The sequence below is a fragment of the Streptomyces sp. NBC_01384 genome (assembly GCF_045040035.1).
In the GTDB taxonomy this organism is placed as follows: domain Bacteria; phylum Actinomycetota; class Actinomycetes; order Streptomycetales; family Streptomycetaceae; genus Streptomyces.
Genome location: NZ_CP109559.1, coordinates 7725133 through 7742943, shown reverse-complemented (window position 1 = coordinate 7742943; position 17811 = coordinate 7725133). Strand labels below are relative to the sequence as shown.

The window sequence follows — 17811 nt, the reverse complement described above, 5'->3', positions numbered from 1 at the left end:
GTTGCAGGGGGTTGCAACTTTTCCGGCTTCTGTGGCCGGACTGTGTCCCTCCGGCGGCGCCGGGCGGCACTATGAGAACAGCAGTCAGTACGGGCCCGGGTGACCGTGGCCGAAAAGGGCCGGGAAGTGGTGGGCCACCCGTGCCCGAGCCCGTCCGGGGAGGATTCCGTGGCGCACTCGCCGATCGACGTGACCCGGCTCGCCGCCCTGGACGCCGCGCAGGCGGCCCGCGTGCTGCGCGAGGTGCGCGACGCCACGCTCGCCGGGCAGCCCGCCCGCGTCGCGCCACGCCCGGTGATCGAGCAGTCCTGGGATCGCATGCTGCGCGGCGGCGTCGACCCCGACCACGACTTCCGGGCCGGGCTGCTGGCCCGCGACGAGGTCGAGCGGCGGCGGCAGACCTCGGAGCTGCGGCACGTCCTGCCGGTGCTGCGTGAGGGGTTGCTCTCGGTCGCGGACGTCGCCCACCACATCATGGTCGTCGCGGACGCGGACGGCCGGGTGCTGTGGCGCGAGGGCAGCGCGTCGGTGCTGCGCAAGGCGGACGGGTTCGGCTTCGAACTCGGCGCGGACTGGCGCGAGGGCGTCGTCGGCACGAACGGCGTGGGCACCCCGCTGGTGACCCGCCGCCCCGTCCAGGTCTTCTCCGCCGAGCACTTCGTGCGCACCCACCACTCGTGGACGTGCACCGGCGCCCCGATCACCGACCCGCGCGACGGCGGTCTGATCGGCGTCGTGGACGTGAGCGGACCGCTGGACACCCTGCACCCGGCCACGCTCGCCCTGGTCGGCTCGGTCGCCAAGCTCGCCGAGGCACGGCTGCGCGAGCTGCACCTGACCTCGCTGGAGGGGCTGCGCGCGGTGGCCGCGCCGGTGCTGGCCCGGCTCGGCGGGCGCGCCCTCGCGGTGGACCAGGACGGCTGGACCGCCGCGGTCACCGGGATGCCGTACACGAACCGGCTCGCGCTGCCCAAGGCACTCGCCCCCGGGCGGAGTTGGCTGCCGTCCCTCGGGCCCTGCGAGGTGGAACCGCTGCCCGGCGGCTGGCTGCTCCGGGCCGCCGACGAGCCGGAACCCCGGCGGGCCGCGCGGATCGTCCTGGACCTGGCGCGCCCGCGCCGCTCCTCGGTGACCGTGGTGTCCGACGCGGGCTCCTGGCGCCACGAACTGAGCCCTCGCCATGCCGAGTTGCTCTATCTGCTGGCCGTACGCCCGGCCGGCCACAGCGCCGCGGGCCTCGCCGACGATCTGTTCGACGACCCTGGCCGCACGGTGACGGTGCGGGCCGAGATGTCGCGCGTACGGCGGTATCTCGGGGCGTTTCTGGAACACCGGCCGTATCGTTTCCGCGAGGACGCGGAGGTCGAGTTGGTCCTGCCGGAGGACCCCCGGGACCTGCTTCCGCACTCGACGGCGCCCGCGGTGCGCAGGGCGCGCGCCTCCGGGCCCCCTCGGACCTCTTGTACTCCCGGCATCCCTTGTACGTCCTGTACCCCTGGCATCCCTTGTACGCCTGGTACCGCACCGGAGCCGGACGTACCTCCCGAGCGGCCCGAAGCGTCGCTCCAGAGGTACGAAGCCTCGCTCCAGAGGTCCGATACGTCCGCCAAGAGGCCGGATACATCCCCCAAAAGGCTGAATATGTCCCCCGAGAGCCACCTGGAGCGTATTTCGCGACCGTCTTCCCGGGTCCTTGGCCAGGCACGTGGCTCTCTGACGTAGCATCCCCTCACAGGCCACCCCACCCGTCTCTCCGTCAACGCACTGATCATGAGAGGCAGTTGGCCTTCCTCGGGAGGACGCATGAAGCACCGCGGCAGGCACCGTCGTAGGCGAAGAGGACAGGCGCTGCGCGCCACCCTGGCCGGAACCGCCCTCGCGCTCACCGCGGCCGCCACGCTGATCAGCACCTCCCAGGCCACCGGCAGCAACAGTCCGGGCGCGCTGACCCCGCTCACCTCGGCCTCGGAGACCGGCCGGCTCCGGCTGCACGAGAACCTGGTCGCCGAGGACACCCTCAGCACACTCACCCGGAGCATGGGCGGCAACGTCGGCGTCACCGGCGTCCTGGCGAGCGCCGACCACGCGATGCGCGACGGGGCCGACTGTTCCGACACCGAGCGGGCCGCGCTGCCGCTCGAACCGGTCGCCACGCGCGCGTACTGCTGGGCCGGCGACGACGCGCGGACCCAGCAGTGGCTGCCCGCTTCCGTCACCACCTCCGGGGACGCCGACGACGACGGCCAGTGGGGCGGGCAGCGGGTCATTCTGGCGGGCTGGACGCACAACGACCGGGCCGCGGGCGCCTCCGCCACCGACCGGGGGCTGGCCCGGGTCGCCTTCATCGACGCGACCGACCCGGCGGCCCTCAAGTACCGCTGGGTGCTGCTGGTCGCCCCGCGCGACGGCGGCAAGGACTTCGGCGCGGTCCGCTCCCGGATGGGCGGCATGGTCTGGTACCAGGACAAGCTGATCGTCACCGCGCAGAACGGCGCGGGCCAGGACGACGCCCTGCTCGTCTTCGACCTGCACCGCATCCTGAAGGCTGGCGTGAACAGCGGCGTGATCGGCAAGGTGAGCGGCGGCTACTCCGCGCACGGCTACCAGTACGTGCTGCCGGCCGTCGGCTCGTACAGCCCGGCGGGCGGCACCTGCGGCTCGGGCGACACCGGGGCGAACCCCTGTTTCGGCTCCCTCTCGCTGGACCGCACCTCGACGCCGGACAGCCTGGTCGCGACGGAGGGGCTCACATCCGGCGACGACGCGCGGACCAGGATCTGGCGGTACTCCTATAGCACCGTCGCGGACCGCGAGGGCCTGCTCGCCGACGACTCCCTGGGCCGCGTCGACGCGCGCGAGGCGTACACGACCAAGGCCGGCGGGCTCTCGGGCGTCCTCTCGCACACGCCCGCCGGTGCGCGCAAGGCCGACTGGTACGTCGGCCACACCCCTGACAGCGGCGGCAGACACGGCACCCTGTGGCGCCAGAGCGGAAGCGGCACCGAGGCGGTCCAGTGCACCGCGGACCAGTCCTACGCCTGCTGGGGCCTGCACACCGCCTCCCTGTCCTACTGGCAGGAGACCGGCGAACTGTGGACCCTGAGCGGCACGGGCACGGACACCGTGCCGGAGCGGGTGCTGTACGCGGTTCCACTGGCAGCGGTGGACAGGTCACTGGGCTAGGGGCTCCGCCCCCAGGCCCCCCGGGTGGGCTTTTTGACTGCGGCTGGATGGGGGCCGGTCGCGCCCACGCGGCGGAGCCGCACAGTGTCACAGCCCCGCGCCCCTGAAAGCCTCACCCCGGCCCGCATCATTCAGCCCGTCCGGCGTTTGAGGACGAGGCCGTTCAGGCCGATGAGGGGTCTGGGGGCGCAGCCCCCAGCGGGGGTCTGGGGCGGAGCCCCGGGTTGAGGATGGGACGGGTAGGGGCGGCGGGGGCGAGCACCCTGTCCGGCGCCGTCGGCCGGCTCGCTTTGGAGGGTGGTGCGGCGTCGTGGTTCCCTGGCCCGCATGAGCAACGTCACTGTGACCACCTGGTCCCTGGAGCAGACGGCCCCGACCGACCTGCTCCCCGCGATCGCGCCCGCCGGGGACGTCCGGATCGTGCGCTCCGAGGTCCCCTCGCCCGAGTTCAGCCGTTTCCTGTACGCCTCCGTCGGCGGGGACATCCGCTGGACCGACCGGCTCACCTGGACGTACGCGCAGTGGCAGGAGGCTCTGGAGCGGCCCGGCGCGGAGACCTGGGTCGCCTACGACCGGGGTACGCCCGCGGGCTACGTGGAGCTGGACCCGCAGGACGACGGCGTCGTGGAGGTCATGTACTTCGGACTGATCCCCGCCTTCCGGGGGCGCCGGATCGGCGGCCACCTCCTCTCGTACGGGGCCGCGCGCGCCTGGGACCTGGCGGAGCGCTGGCCGGGACGGGCCGAGACGAAGCGTGTCTGGCTGCATACATGCAGCAAGGACGGGGAGCACGCGATGGACAACTATCTGCGCCGCGGCTTCAAGCTCTTCGACACCAAGGTGGAGGAGGAGCCGGAGGTCGCCACGCCCGGACCCTGGCCGGGGGCACGGGCCGTCTGACCTGCCATCGGCCCACCCCTGGCCCACCCCTGGCCCGTCACCGGGCCGCCGTCGCACCGCCCATGAATGCCCAGACGTGTGACCGACAACACCCTTGTCTCGCCATTCGGGACAAGGGTGTCCACATGGTGGATGACGGTGGACTGGTCCGAGATCCCCGTGACACGCTTCCGTCATGTCTGGAACTGGAATTGCCTTGGTGAGTCGGCGGCACGTCGACCTCGGCCGCATGTCCAGCGCCATCTGTCCGGCGAGCTGACAGCCCCCGCCCAGCCGACATTTTCCCCTTTGCCTCCCTCTGCGCAATGACGCGCGCGTACTTCCGTATGCGCCCATATGCGCAGGCGAGAGCTGCCCTCCTTCCTGTCCCGTAGTCCCGAAGGACGTATCAACCATGGCCGCCACCCCGCAGAACCCCGATGCCGCGCCCCGCCGCAAGGTGAGTCGTCACCGCGGCGAGGGTCAGTGGGCCGTGGGTCACTTCACCCCGCTCAACGGAAACGAACAGTTCAAGAAGGACGACGACGGTCTCAATGTGCGGACACGCATTGAGACCATCTACTCGAAGCGCGGCTTCGACTCGATCGACCCCAATGACCTCCGTGGACGGATGCGCTGGTGGGGGCTGTACACCCAGCGCAAGCCCGGGATCGACGGCGGCAAGACCGCGATCCTGGAGCCGGAGGAGCTGGACGACAAGTACTTCATGCTGCGCGTCCGCATCGACGGCGGCCGGCTGACCACCGACCAGCTGCGCGTCATCGGCGAGATCTCGCAGGAGTTCGCGCGCGGCACCGCCGACCTCACCGACCGCCAGAACGTGCAGTACCACTGGATCCGCATCGAGGACGTCCCGGAGATCTGGGAGCGCCTGGAGGCCGTGGGCCTGTCCACGACCGAGGCCTGCGGTGACACGCCCCGCGTCATCCTCGGCTCGCCCGTCGCCGGGATCGCCGAGGACGAGATCATCGACGGCACCCCGGCCATCGAGGAGATCCAGCGCCGGATCATCGGCAACAAGGACTTCTCGAACCTGCCCCGCAAGTTCAAGTCCGCGATCTCCGGCTCGCCGCTCCTCGATGTGGCGCACGAGATCAACGACATCGCGTTCGTCGGCGTGAACCACCCGGAGCACGGCCCCGGCTTCGACCTCTGGGTCGGCGGCGGCCTCTCCACCAACCCGAAGATCGGCCAGCGCCTCGGCGCCTGGGTCCCGCTCGACGAGGTCCCGGACGTCTACGAGGGCGTCATCTCGATCTTCCGCGACTACGGCTACCGGCGCCTGCGTACCCGCGCCCGCCTGAAGTTCCTGGTCGCCGACTGGGGCGTGGAGAAGTTCCGCCAGATCCTGGAGGACGAGTACCTCAAGCGCAAGCTCGTCGACGGCCCCGCGCCCGACCAGCCCGTCGCCCGCTGGCGCGACCACGTCGGTGTGCACCGGCAGAAGGACGGCCGCTTCTACGTCGGCTTCGCGCCGCGCGTCGGCCGCGTGGACGGCACCACCCTCACGAAGATCGCCGAGCTGGCCGCGGCGCACGGCTCGGGTCGTCTGAGCACCACCGTCGAGCAGAAGATGATCGTCCTCGACGTGGACGAGGCGCAGGTCGACTCGCTCGTCGAGGGCCTGGAAGCGCTCGACCTGACCGTGAAGCCCTCCCCCTTCCGACGCGGCACGATGGCCTGCACCGGCATCGAGTACTGCAAGCTCGCGATCGTCGAGACCAAGGCGCGCGGTGCTTCCCTGATCGACGAGCTCGAGCGCCGCATCCCCGAGTTCGAAGAGCCCATCACCATCAACATCAACGGCTGCCCGAACGCCTGCGCCCGTATCCAGGTCGCGGACATCGGCCTCAAGGGCCAGCTGGTCCTCAACGACCAGGGCGAGCAGGTCGAGGGCTTCCAGGTGCACCTGGGCGGCGCGCTCGGCCTGGAGGCCGGTTTCGGCCGCAAGGTCCGTGGCCTGAAGGTCACCTCGGACGAGCTGCCCGACTACGTCGAGCGGGTCCTCAAGCGCTTCCAGGCGGAGCGCGAGGACAGCGAGCGCTTCGCCACCTGGGCCGCCCGCGCTTCTGAGGAGGCGCTGTCGTGAGGGCGAGTGAGCCGAAGGGGCGCGCCTCCGCCGAAAGGGCGAGCGCACGGAGGCCGCGCAGCGGTCGAGCACGGTCGACCGTCGACGGAGGCTGGAGCGCCCCGGAGGCGAACCGAGCCACGAAAAGAAGGGCGGCGCTGTCATGAGCGAGCGGGCCGCCCCCTTCTACTGCCCCTACTGCGGTGACGAAGACCTTCGTCCGAGCGAGCAGGGCCACGGCGCGTGGGAATGCGCGGCGTGCAATCGAGCCTTCCAGTTGAAGTTCCTCGGGCTGCTGGCCCGGGGGCTTCAGCAGGACGACCGTGGAGGGGCAGAGATATGACGACGATTCAGGAAGAGCGTACGGACGAGGACTTGAAGAGCCTCGCCGAGCAGGCGGGGCGCGACCTGGAGGACGCCTCCGCCCTGGAGATCCTCCAGTGGGCCGCCGACACCTTCGGCAAGAAGTTCTGCGTGACCTCGTCCATGGAGGACGCGGTCGTCGCCCACCTCGCCTCCCGTGCCCAGCCCGGCGTGGACGTCGTCTTCCTCGACACCGGCTACCACTTCCCCGAGACCATCGGCACCCGCGACGCGGTCGAGGCCGTGATGGACGTCAACCTCATCACCCTCACCCCGCGCCGGACCGTCGCCGAGCAGGATGCCGAGTACGGCCCCAAGCTGCACGACCGCAACCCCGACCTGTGCTGCGCCCTGCGCAAGGTCAAGCCCCTGGAAGAGGGCCTGACCAAGTACGACGCCTGGGCGACCGGACTGCGCCGCGACGAGTCCCCGACCCGCGCGAACACCCCGGTCGTCGGCTGGGACGAGAAGCGCCGGAAGGTCAAGATCTCGCCCATCGCCCGCTGGACGCAGGACGACGTGGACGCCTACGTCGCCGAGCACGGGGTGCTCACCAACCCGCTGCTGATGGACGGCTACGCCTCCGTCGGCTGCGCGCCCTGCACCCGCCGGGTCCTGGAGGGCGAGGACGCGCGCGCGGGCCGCTGGGCGGGCCGCGCCAAGACCGAGTGCGGGCTGCACGAATGACCACGACCATCCAGATCTCCCAGGAGCAGCAAGTGACGACCGGAGCCACCATCTGGCTCACGGGTCTGCCGAGTGCCGGCAAGACCACCATCGCGTACGAGCTGGCCGGCCGGCTGAGCGCGGAGGGCCACCGTGTCGAGGTGCTCGACGGCGACGAGATCCGCGAGTTCCTCTCCTCGGGCCTCGGCTTCTCGCGCGAGGACCGCTTCACGAACGTGCAGCGCATCGGCTTCCTCGCCGAGCTGCTCTCCCGCAACGGCGTCAAGGCGCTCGTCCCGGTGATCGCGCCGTACGCGGACAGCCGTGAGGCGGTGCGCGAGCGCCACCGAACCGGCGGCACCCCCTACCTGGAGGTGCACGTGGCGACCCCGGTCGAGGTCTGCTCCGTACGCGATGTGAAGGGGCTGTACGCCAAGCAGGCCGCGGGCGAGATCTCGGGTCTGACCGGCGTCGACGACCCCTACGAGGAGCCCGCCTCGCCCGATCTGCGTATCGAGTCGCACACCCAGTCCGTGCAGGAGTCCGCGGCCGCGCTGCATGCGCTGCTCACCGAAAGGGGTCTCGCATGACGACCGTCGCCAGTGTCTCCGAGGAGACGGACAGCAGCCCGTACGCGCTCTCGCACCTGGACGCCCTGGAGTCCGAGGCCGTCCATATCTTCCGCGAGGTCGCGGGCGAGTTCGAGCGGCCGGTGATCCTCTTCTCCGGCGGCAAGGACTCCATCGTCATGCTGCACCTGGCGCTGAAGGCGTTCGCCCCCGCGGCGGTCCCCTTCACGCTGCTGCACGTGGACACCGGGCACAACTTCCCCGAGGTCCTCGAATACCGGGATCGTGTGGTCGCCGAACATGGCCTGCGTCTCCATGTGGCCTCCGTGCAGGACTACATCGACCGCGGAGTGCTGCGCGAACGCCCGGACGGCACCCGCAACCCGCTGCAGACCCTGCCGCTGACCGAGAAGATCCAGTCCGAGCGCTTCGACGCCGTCTTCGGCGGCGGCCGCCGCGACGAGGAGAAGGCCCGCGCCAAGGAGCGCGTCTTCTCCCTCCGGGACGAGTTCTCCCAGTGGGACCCGCGCCGCCAGCGCCCCGAGCTGTGGCAGCTCTACAACGGCCGCCACGCACCCGGCGAGCACGTCCGCGTCTTCCCGCTCAGCAACTGGACCGAGCTGGACGTCTGGCAGTACATCGCCCGCGAGGGCATCGAACTGCCCGAGATCTACTTCGCGCACGAGCGTGAGGTCTTCAAGCGGTCGAACATGTGGCTGACCGGCGGTGAGTGGGGCGGCCCGAAGGACGGCGAGACGGTCGAGAAGCGGCTCGTCCGCTACCGGACCGTCGGCGACATGTCCTGCACGGGCGCCGTCGACTCCGACGCGGTGACCCTCGATCAGGTCATCGCGGAGATCGCCGCGTCGCGCCTCACCGAGCGGGGCGCCACCCGCGCCGACGACAAGATGTCCGAGGCCGCGATGGAAGACCGCAAGCGCGAGGGGTACTTCTAGACATGACCAGCACCACCGAACCCACCGAACCGCTGTCGGTCGAGCAGTTGTCGGCGACCACGCTGCTGCGTTTCGCCACCGCGGGCTCCGTCGACGACGGCAAGTCCACGCTGGTCGGACGTCTGCTGCACGACTCCAAGTCGGTCCTGACGGACCAGCTGGAGGCCGTGGAGCGCGCCTCGGCGAGCCGTGGCCAGGACACCCCCGACCTCGCCCTCCTCACCGACGGCCTGCGCGCCGAGCGCGAGCAGGGCATCACCATCGACGTGGCGTACCGCTACTTCGCGACCGCGCGCCGCCGCTTCATCCTGGCCGACACCCCCGGCCACGTGCAGTACACGCGGAACATGGTCACCGGCGCCTCGACCGCCGACCTGGCCGTGGTCCTCGTCGACGCCCGCAACGGCGTCATCGAGCAGACCCGCCGGCACGCGGCCGTCGCGGCGCTGCTGCGCGTCCCGCACGTCGTCCTCGCCGTCAACAAGATGGACCTGGTCGAGTACAAGGAGTCCGTCTTCGCGGCGATCGCCGAGGAGTTCACGGCGTACGCCTCCGAGCTGGGCGTTCCCGAGATCACCGCGATCCCGATCTCGGCGCTCGCCGGTGACAACGTGGTGGACCCCTCCGCGAACATGGACTGGTACGGCGGCCCGACGGTCCTGGAGCACCTGGAGACGGTCCCGGTCAGCCACGACCTGGGACACTGCCACGCGCGTCTGCCCGTGCAGTACGTGATCCGCCCGCAGACCGCCGAGCACCCCGACTACCGTGGGTATGCCGGTCAGATCGCCGCCGGTACCTTCCGGGTCGGCGAGAGCGTGACCGTGCTGCCCTCCGGGCGCTCCACGAAGGTCGCCGGGATCGACCTGCTGGGCAAGCCGGTCGACGTGGCGTGGACCCCTCAGTCGGTGACCCTCCTGCTGGAGGACGACATCGACATCTCGCGCGGCGATCTGATCGTGCCGAGCAAGGACGCGCCCCCGACCACACAGGACGTCGAGGCGACCGTCTGCCACGTGGCCGACCAGCCGCTCACCGTCAACCACCGCGTGCTGCTCAAGCACGGCACCCGCACGGTGAAGGCGATCGTCAAGGACATCCCGTCCCGGCTGACGCTGGACGACCTCTCCCTGCACCCGCACCCGGGTCAGCTGGTCGCCAACGACATCGGCCGCGTCAAGATCCGTACCGCCGAGCCGCTTCCGCTCGACTCGTACGCCGACTCCCGCCGCACCGGCGCGTTCATCCTGATCGACCCGGCCGACGGCACCACGCTGACCGCCGGCATGGTCGGCGAGTCGTTCGCCGCGCCGCAGCCGGTCAAGGACGAGGGCGACGACGACGGGTGGGACTTCTGACATGAGGTCCACCGACTTCTACTCCACGTTCGCCAAGGAGGGCGGCCGCGTCGGCAGCGGCGCCCTCGGCAGCGGGCAGGGCGGAGTGGCGCGATGTGCGTGATGACGTACGCGCACTGCTTGCGCGCCCCCTCCCCCCACCTGCGAAAACGAAGACCTGCCGACCTCCCGGCCACGACCTGAGATCGTGACCGCCGGGCCAACGAGAGGAACCCCTCCCGTGCCTGCCAACCGCTCAAGCTGGGTAAGCCGCGGCATAGCCGCCGCGGTCGCGCTTCCCCTTCTGGCGCTCGCCGCCTGCAGCTACGGCTCCGAGAAGAAGACCGACTCCTCCTCGAAGGAGAACGTCGCCGCAGGCGCCGCGAAGATCGACGGTCTCGACACCGTGAAGATCGGCTACTTCGGCAACCTCACCCACGCGACCGCGCTGGTCGGCCGCCAGGAAGGCCTCTTCCAGAAGGCGCTGGGCGGCACGAAGGCGGAGTACGCCACCTTCAACGCCGGCCCCTCCGAGATCGAGGCGCTGAACTCGGGCTCGATCGACATCGGCTGGATCGGCCCCTCGCCGTCGATCAACGGCTACACCAAGTCCCAGGGCAAGAGCCTGCGCATCATCGGCGGTTCGGCGTCCGGCGGCGTGAAGCTCGTGGTCAACCCGAAGAAGATCACGTCCCTGAAGGACGTCAAGGGCAAGAAGATCGCGACCCCGCAGCTCGGCAACACGCAGGACGTCGCGTTCCTCAACTGGATCGCGGACCAGGGCTGGAAGGTCGACGCACAGAGCGGCAAGGGCGACGTCTCGGTCGTCCGCACGGACAACAAGATCACCCCGGACGCCTACAAGTCCGGCTCCATCGACGGCGCCTGGGTGCCGGAGCCGACCGCGTCCAAGCTGGTCGCCGAGGGCGGCAAGGTGCTGCTCGACGAGTCGACGCTGTGGCCCGACAAGAAGTTCGTGATCACGAACATCATCGTGTCGCAGAAGTTCCTCAAGGAGCACCCGAAGGTCGTCGAGGCCGTGCTCAAGGGCTCGGTCGAGACCAACAAGTGGATCAACGCCAACCCCGACCAGGCGAAGGCCGCGGCGAACGCGCAGCTGAAGGTCGACTCCGGCAAGGAGCTCCCGGCGAGCGTCCTCGACCCGGCCTGGAATTCCATCCAGATCACCGATGACCCGCTGGCCGCCACCCTCAACACCGAGGCGGAACACGCGGTCAAGGCCGGTCTGCTGGAGAAGCCCGACCTGAGCGGGATCTACGACCTCACGCTCCTCAACAAGGTCCTGGCGGCCGCGGGCGAGAGCACGGTCGACGACGCCGGTCTCGGCGTCAAGTAAGGACCCACACCGATGAGTTCCCAGGAGGTGACGACCATGGCCACGACCCTCGCCAAGGCCGCAGACAGCGCCGAGGCAGTGGAGCACGCCGCCCGGATCGAGCATGTCTCGAAGTCCTTCGCCGGACCGGCAGGGCAGCAGCTCGTCCTCGACGACATCACCCTCGATGTCGCGCCGGGCGAGTTCGTCACCCTCCTGGGGGCCTCGGGATGTGGAAAGTCGACGCTGCTCAACCTGGTCGCGGGGCTCGACGCCCCGTCCGCTGGCAGCATCACGACCAACGGGCGTCCGGCCCTGATGTTCCAGGAGCACGCCCTCTTCCCGTGGCTGACCGCGGGCAAGAACATCGAACTCGCCCTGCGCCTGCGCGGTGTCGCGAAGTCCGAGCGCCGCGACAAGGCGGAGGAGCTGCTCGAACTCGTCCGGCTGAAGGGCGCGTACGGCAAGCGGGTGCATGAGCTGTCCGGCGGTATGCGCCAGCGCGTGGCCATGGCCCGTGCCCTGGCCCAGGACAGCCAGCTGCTGCTGATGGACGAGCCGTTCGCGGCGCTGGACGCCATCACGCGGGACGTCCTGCACGACGAACTGACCCGGATCTGGCGCGAGACCCAGCTGTCCGTCCTCTTCGTCACCCACAACGTGCGCGAAGCCGTGCGCCTCGCCCAGCGCGTCGTTCTCCTGTCCTCCCGCCCCGGACGGGTGGCACACGAGTGGACGGTCGACATCCCTCAGCCGCGCCGCATCGAGGACACCGCCGTGGCGGAGCTCTCCGTCGAGATCACCGAACAACTGCGTGGGGAGATCCGCCGCCATGGCCAGCACTGAGACAAAGGCCGACGCGGCCGTCAAGTCCGTCAAGGACGGCAAGAGCAACGACGGCAACAGCAGCGATCTGGCAGGCCTGGAAGCGGGCCTCGACGCCCTGGAGACGACGGCCCACACGGGCCGGCCGTCCTTCCGCCAGACCTTCGTCGAGAAGATACTGCCGCCGCTCGTTGCCGTCGCCCTGATGCTGGTGGTGTGGCAGTCGCTGATCTCGTTCAAGGTCGTCACCGACCCGAGCAAGCTGCCCTCCCCGTCCGACGTCTGGGGCGAGGTCAAGGACGCCTGGCTGCAGGGCACGCTGCTCGACTACATCTGGACGAGCGTCTCGCGCGGTCTGCTCGGCTTCCTGTTCGCCCTGGCGATCGGCACCCCGCTGGGTCTGCTGGTGGCCCGCGTGAAGTTCGTCCGCGCCGCGATCGGCCCGATCCTGTCCGGCCTGCAGTCCCTGCCCTCCGTGGCGTGGGTGCCGCCGGCCGTCATCTGGCTGGGTCTGAACAACTCGATGATGTTCGCGGTGATCCTGCTGGGCGCCGTCCCTTCCATCGCCAACGGCCTGGTGTCGGGTGTCGACCAGGTGCCGCCGCTGTTCCTGCGCGCCGGACGCACGCTGGGCGCGACGGGCCTGCGCGGGACCTGGCACATCGTGATGCCGGCCGCGCTGCCCGGCTATCTGGCCGGTCTGAAGCAGGGCTGGGCGTTCTCCTGGCGCTCCCTGATGGCGGCGGAGATCATCGCCTCCTCCCCCGACCTGGGCATCGGTCTCGGTCAGTTGCTGGAGAACGGCCGCACCGCCAGTTCCATGTCGATGGTCTTCCTCGCCATCTTCCTCATCCTGTTCGTCGGCATCGCCATCGATCTGCTGATCTTCAGCCCGCTGGAGCGGTGGGTGCTGCGCAGCCGCGGTCTCCTGGTGAAGAGCTGAGCCCGTCATGAGTCAGCCGGTCCTTCTGGTCATCGCCCACGGCAGCCGCGATCCGCGTCATGCCGCGACGGTGCACGCCCTCGTACGACGTGTGCGGGCACGGCGCCCCGGGCTGCGCGTGGAGACCGGCTTCCTCGACTTCAACATCCCTTCGGTGCAGGGGGTGCTGGAGTCCCTGGCGGCGGAGGACGTACGCGAGGTGGTGGCCCTCCCCCTCCTCCTCACCCGCGCCTTCCACGCGAAGGCGGACATCCCGGCGGTCCTGCGGGAGGCCCCGGCGCGGCTGCGCATCCGCCAGGCGGAGGTGCTCGGCCCCTCCCCCCTCCTGACGGCCGCGCTCGAACGCCGGCTGTACGAGGCGGGGCTGACCCCCGCGGACAAGCCCTCGACCGGGGTCGTGCTGGCCTCGGCGGGGTCCACGGACCCGGAGGCGATCGCAGTGATCGCAGAAATCGCGCGGGAGTGGCGGCGCACCGGTTGGTGCGCCGTGCGGCCTGCGTTCGCCTCCGCATCTCTTCCGCGCACCGAGGACGCCGTACGCGAACTGCGCGCCCTCGGCTGTGAACGCGTCGCCGTCGCGCCCTACGTCCTCGCCCCCGGTTTCCTCCCGGACCGCATCGCCCGGGGCGCCGCCGAGGCGGACGTCCTGGCCGACGTACTGGGCCCGGCACCGGAGGTGGCACGGGTACTGCTGGAGCGGTACGACGCGGCACGGGTTCCCGCGCTGGCGGCCGTCGGCGCCTGACAGCACGGCGCGCCGGGTACCGCTCGACGTCCTGTTCACGGTCGCGGGGCGCGCGGTGTGTCCCGCCGCGTGCTGGGCACGGCGGGACACCTGGCGGGACGAACCCGACCGACTGCCACGGCCGACTGATCGCTACGACCGGGTGGTCGCCGTCACGGTGGCCGCCGGGCCCGTGCCCGCCGCCGTCACCGTCGCGATCGTGACGGTGTATGACGTGCCCGGCCGCAGGCCTCCGATCACCCGGAACATGCCCTTCGCGGAGGGCTGGCCGACCAGGACGTCGCGGCCCGTGACGTCGATCGGGTCGCGGCCGTCGGAGACGGTGACGCGGTAGCCGACGACCTTGGCGTCGCCGGTGGCCGTCGGCGGGGTCCAGGCGACGGTGGCCGCGGTGGATGCCGTACGCAGTTTGGGGCCGGTGGGTGCGCCCGGCAGTGCGGTGACGGTCGTCGGGGTCAGCGGGAGCGAGGCGAGCGACGGGGCGCCGCTGCCGTGGGCGTTGCTCGCGGCGACGGTGACCGTGAGCGGGCCGGCCGGGAGGCCACCGATACGCACGAGCGCGGTCCGCTTGAAGTCGGCCGCCGTGACGGACTGCTCGCCGACCTGCTTGCCCGTGGCGTCGGACGCCCGTGCCGTGTAGCCCGTCACCGGTGAACCGCCGTCCACGAAGCTCGGATTGAAGGTGACGTACAGGGCGTCGGGGCCCGCCGTGCTCGTACCGACGCGGGACGGTGCCTCCGGGGTGGAGACGGCGCCGACGGGGCGGTTCAGCAGTCCCTGGTAGGCGGGCTCGAGTCCCGCGTTGTCCAGGATCTCCGACGGTACGTCGGACCGTCCCGTCATGATCTTGTTGCCGGTCGTCACCAGGCCCTTGTTGTCGCCGTCGGACGTGCCTTCCTCCCACCAGTTGTCCTTGACGAGGGTCGGGTCGTTGTTGCCGAGGGAGTCGCGGTAGTCGGTGTGGCGGGAGGCGACGTTGGCGTACGAGGCGTGGTAGAGGACGTTGCCCTCAACGGTCTCGTACGTGCAGCCGTTGTCGGTGTAGACGTTCTTGCCCAGGCCCCACTGGTCGTGGATGACGTTGCCGGTGACCTTCTCGCCGTCGGCCAGGGAGGTGCCCGTGAGTCCTTGGGTGTAGATGCCGCCGCCGTCGTCGAGCATCTGCATGTAGTCGAAGATCAGGTTGTCGCGGACCGCGTTGTCGTGGCTGGGGTTCGGGGTCGCCGCGTCGCCGATCTTGTCGGGCCAGCCGCCCCAGCCCAGGGAGACCGCGCTGTAGCCGACGTGGTCGATCTGGTTGTGGGCGATGGTGCTGTGCTGGGTGTAGCCGTTGAGGATCGCGACGCCGCCGTGGTACTCGCGGGGCAGTCCATAGAGGTGATTGTCCGTCACCTGGACGCCACTGGCCGGGGTCTGGCCGTCCACGCCGCCGATCTCCAACCCGTTGCCGGAGATGTCGGTGAAGACGCTGCCACTGACCGTGGAGTCCTTCGAGCCGGTGCCCAAGTCCAGGCCGGAGGCGCCGAGATGGGCGAAGACGTCGTCGCTGAACGCGATGCGCTGCCCGTACGCGAAGGAGACGTTGCCCGGCATCTTGGTCCAGGACGCGAACGGGCAGGTGCCGCCCTCGACGTACTGACACAGACCCTGCGTCGCCCAGCCCTTGTCGCCGGTGATGGTGTAGCCCGCCTGGATCTCGGAGAAGCCCTCCGGCTGCGAGGGGGTGAGCCAGGTGGCGTAGCTGAACTGCAGGCCGCGGAAGGCGACGTCGTGGACGGGCGCGTCCGCCGTACCCTGCCCGTCGATCAGCTTCTCGGCCTGCGCCGCCTCGACGTCGGCGCGCGCCAGGTTCTCGCCCTTGCGGGGCAGGTAGTAGACCCGGTGCACGGCGCGGTCCAGGTACCACTCGCCGGGCTGGTCGAGGAGTTCGTAGGCGTTCTCGATGTACGTCGCCTTACCGCTGTTGGTGAGATGGCCGGGCCCGACCATGCTGACCGTGCGGCCGGGGATGTCCGGGAACTCGACGCGCTTGTTGGAGTTGTCCCAGCACGGCTGGACCATCGTGATCGTGGTGCCCTCGGCTGCGGCGATACGGCAGCGCGGCTCGGTCCACTGGCCCAGGCCGTTGCGCTCGATGTTCCACAGGGACTCGCCGCTGGTGTAGACGAACTCGGCGTCGGACGGGTGCTTCCAGTGCGCGAGGACGTCGGAGGACGCCGTGTACCCGGTGGCGGTCTGGGTGAGGGTCACCGGCACGGCGCCGCGCGCCCGCTGCGCGCGCACTCCGTCGACGTACAACTGCCGTGTGTCGGTGAGGCCTCGGGGTGCGGGCGCGGACCACAGGCCAGGCCTCCCGTCGACCGGGCGCCACCCCGCCACCTTCCGGCCGCCGCTGATCACCGTGTTCCCGGTCCCCTGCCAGATCACCTGGTGCCCGCCGGTCCCCGAGTCGCGGGCGTCGAGGACGAGCGGCTTGGTCTGCCGGTACGTGCCCGACGCGAGGTGGACCGTCAGGTCACCCTTCATCCCCGCGACGCGCTCGCGGACCAGGTCGCGGGCGCGTTCCAGGGTGCGTACGGGGTGCTGGAGGGTGCCGTTCGCGTGGTCGTCCCCGGTCGGGGAGACGTAGAGATCAAAGGACGCGGCCTCGGCGGAGGACACGGACACGGCCCCCGGGATTCCGAGGGCCAGGAGCGTGGAGATCAGGGTGACTAGGGCGGCTCTTCGGCGCATGGGCATGTTCCCCTCCCGTGGGATCAGCCTGGACCCAACGCCGAGAAAGGTAGGATCTATGGCGCGCCACCGTCAATGAATTCTGCAGAGAACGACAGAAACAGGCGCCAACTCCCTTACATAAGCTCTTGATTCATCCGAGCAACGTTCAGAGTTCAGACCTTTGTTCATCGGACCGATGGCGCACGGCTACCCGTCGCGGGACCAGCGCGGGTCCCGGCCGCTGTGGGCGAGGGCGCGCTCGAAGACGGGTGCGTCGTCGGGCACGTCCACCGGGTCGGCGAAACCGTCGTACTGCCGGTAGAGCTCGCCGTACGTGTCCACCACGTCCAGGACCAGCCGCGCCGCGCCGTCGGAGATCCGCAGCTCCTGGCCGGTCGCCGTCGCCACGTCCCAGCCGTGCACCGCCATCTCCTTGACGATCATCGAGGCGATCTCGGCGGCCGGCATCCTCGCCGTCCCGAGGTCGACCTCGCCCTCCCACACGGCCGGGTCGTCCCAGGCGGCCACGGCGCGGTCGAGCTGGTCGGCGTTCGCCCGCGCCCAGCCGGGGTCCGCCGTGAAGTCGCGCCCGGTCAGCTCCTCGGAGAGCTGCTTGCGCAGCGCCCGGTGCTCCAGACCGTGCGAGGTGTAGAGGACCCAGTGGTTCACCAGGGTACGGACGTCCCAGTCCGGGCAGTGCGTGGGACCGGGCTCCGCCAGGTGCGCCGCCGTGACACCGCGGGCCACTCGGGCGGCCTCGGCGGCGCATTCCACCATGTACGGATACACGTTCTTGTAGGGGTTGTTCATGCCTCCACGCTAGGAACCGCGCGCTCAGACCTCTTGAACAAACGCGACAGTCTCATCGGCGAGGCGGAAGGCGGACGAGCTCCGCGACCGGCGTCGAACCCGCCGCCCGGCGCTCGCGCGCGAAGGTGTTCGCGAGCCTCTGGAGCGGTTCGTTCAGCGGGGTCGGTACGCCGTGCAGTCGGCCGAGGACACACAGTCGTATGAGTTGTATGTACCCTCCGTCGGCCGAGCCGAGGAAGGCGAGCGGCAGGCCACGCTGCTGTACGCGCCGCCGCACATCCCCCGACCCCAGCCCCCGATGAGCTTCAGGCGTGGCCCTCGCGGATCGCGACAACGTTGTCGTCGCTGCTCACAACGTTGTCGGAGCGGCTTCGGCTGCGACGGCAGCGCTCGTG

15 protein-coding genes and 2 pseudogenes are annotated in these 17811 nt (G+C 70.4%); 14 read left to right on the top strand and 3 right to left on the bottom strand.

From position 1 onward, the window contains the following. Window positions 1–168: 168 nt before the first annotated feature. The 14 genes and pseudogenes from OG747_RS35195 to OG747_RS35130 form a co-directional block, all read left to right on the top strand. A pseudogene (locus OG747_RS35195) lies at window positions 169–1443 on the top strand (GAF domain-containing protein); the annotation flags it as partial. A 360-nt stretch (window positions 1444–1803) separates the two neighbouring features. After that, a complete protein-coding gene (locus tag OG747_RS35190; RefSeq protein WP_405883390.1) occupies window positions 1804–3183 on the top strand; it encodes a hypothetical protein in 1380 nt (459 codons plus the stop codon). A 327-nt stretch (window positions 3184–3510) separates the two neighbouring features. Beyond that, window positions 3511–4083 (top strand): GNAT family N-acetyltransferase, encoded by a 573-nt coding sequence (locus tag OG747_RS35185; protein ID WP_405883389.1) that lies wholly within the window; start codon window positions 3511–3513, stop codon window positions 4081–4083. 175 nt (window positions 4084–4258) lie between these two features. Then, window positions 4259–4342, top strand: coding sequence for a putative leader peptide (locus tag OG747_RS35180; protein WP_309486338.1), 84 nt, complete (start codon window positions 4259–4261; stop codon window positions 4340–4342). Between the two features lie 135 nt (window positions 4343–4477). Next, complete coding sequence (locus OG747_RS35175) at window positions 4478–6172, top strand: nitrite/sulfite reductase (protein WP_405883388.1); 1695 nt, start codon at window positions 4478–4480, stop codon at window positions 6170–6172. Window positions 6173–6314: 142 nt separating this feature from the next. Continuing rightward, the gene (locus OG747_RS35170) at window positions 6315–6494 is read left to right on the top strand and encodes a hypothetical protein (RefSeq protein WP_405883387.1); all 180 of its coding nucleotides are present in this window, start codon (window positions 6315–6317) and stop codon (window positions 6492–6494) included. Next, window positions 6491–7201: a phosphoadenylyl-sulfate reductase gene (locus tag OG747_RS35165; RefSeq protein WP_405883386.1), complete on the top strand. Its 711-nt coding sequence runs from the start codon at window positions 6491–6493 to the stop codon at window positions 7199–7201. The genes OG747_RS35170 and OG747_RS35165 overlap by 4 nt, the downstream gene beginning before the upstream one ends. Further along, window positions 7198–7770 carry an adenylyl-sulfate kinase gene (cysC, locus tag OG747_RS35160; protein ID WP_405883385.1) on the top strand — a complete coding sequence of 191 codons (573 nt, stop codon included), beginning with the start codon at window positions 7198–7200 and terminating at the stop codon, window positions 7768–7770. The genes OG747_RS35165 and cysC overlap by 4 nt, the downstream gene beginning before the upstream one ends. Beyond that, window positions 7767–8705, top strand: coding sequence for a sulfate adenylyltransferase subunit CysD (gene cysD, locus OG747_RS35155; protein WP_405883383.1), 939 nt, complete (start codon window positions 7767–7769; stop codon window positions 8703–8705). Before cysC ends, cysD begins: the two co-directional genes overlap by 4 nt. 2 nt (window positions 8706–8707) lie before the next feature. Beyond that, window positions 8708–10063, top strand: a complete 1356-nt coding sequence (locus OG747_RS35150; RefSeq protein WP_405883382.1) for a sulfate adenylyltransferase subunit 1 — start codon at window positions 8708–8710, stop codon at window positions 10061–10063. Between the two features lie 220 nt (window positions 10064–10283). After that, on the top strand, window positions 10284–11399 hold the full coding sequence (locus OG747_RS35145; protein ID WP_405883381.1) for an aliphatic sulfonate ABC transporter substrate-binding protein: 1116 nt from the start codon (window positions 10284–10286) through the stop codon (window positions 11397–11399). 36 nt (window positions 11400–11435) lie between these two features. Next, window positions 11436–12224, top strand: a complete 789-nt coding sequence (locus tag OG747_RS35140) for an ABC transporter ATP-binding protein (protein ID WP_405885856.1) — start codon at window positions 11436–11438, stop codon at window positions 12222–12224. After that, entirely contained in the window at window positions 12211–13146 is a 936-nt protein-coding gene (locus tag OG747_RS35135) for an ABC transporter permease (RefSeq protein WP_405883379.1), read from the top strand. The genes OG747_RS35140 and OG747_RS35135 overlap by 14 nt, the downstream gene beginning before the upstream one ends. 7 nt (window positions 13147–13153) lie before the next feature. After that, window positions 13154–13891 carry a sirohydrochlorin chelatase gene (locus tag OG747_RS35130; protein WP_405883378.1) on the top strand — a complete coding sequence of 246 codons (738 nt, stop codon included), beginning with the start codon at window positions 13154–13156 and terminating at the stop codon, window positions 13889–13891. Between the two features lie 132 nt (window positions 13892–14023). Here the strand turns inward: OG747_RS35130 and OG747_RS35125 are convergent, their stop codons facing one another. The 3 genes and pseudogenes from OG747_RS35125 to OG747_RS35115 all read right to left on the bottom strand — a co-directional run. After that, window positions 14024–16624 (bottom strand): fibronectin type III domain-containing protein, encoded by a 2601-nt coding sequence (locus OG747_RS35125; protein WP_405883377.1) that lies wholly within the window; start codon window positions 16622–16624, stop codon window positions 14024–14026. A 189-nt stretch (window positions 16625–16813) separates the two neighbouring features. Then, window positions 16814–17416: a TIGR03086 family metal-binding protein gene (locus tag OG747_RS35120; protein WP_405883376.1), complete on the bottom strand. Its 603-nt coding sequence runs from the start codon at window positions 17414–17416 to the stop codon at window positions 16814–16816. A 24-nt stretch (window positions 17417–17440) separates the two neighbouring features. Continuing rightward, window positions 17441–17612, bottom strand: a pseudogene (locus OG747_RS35115) (ketopantoate reductase family protein); the annotation flags it as partial. Between the last annotated feature and the right edge of the window lie 199 nt (window positions 17613–17811).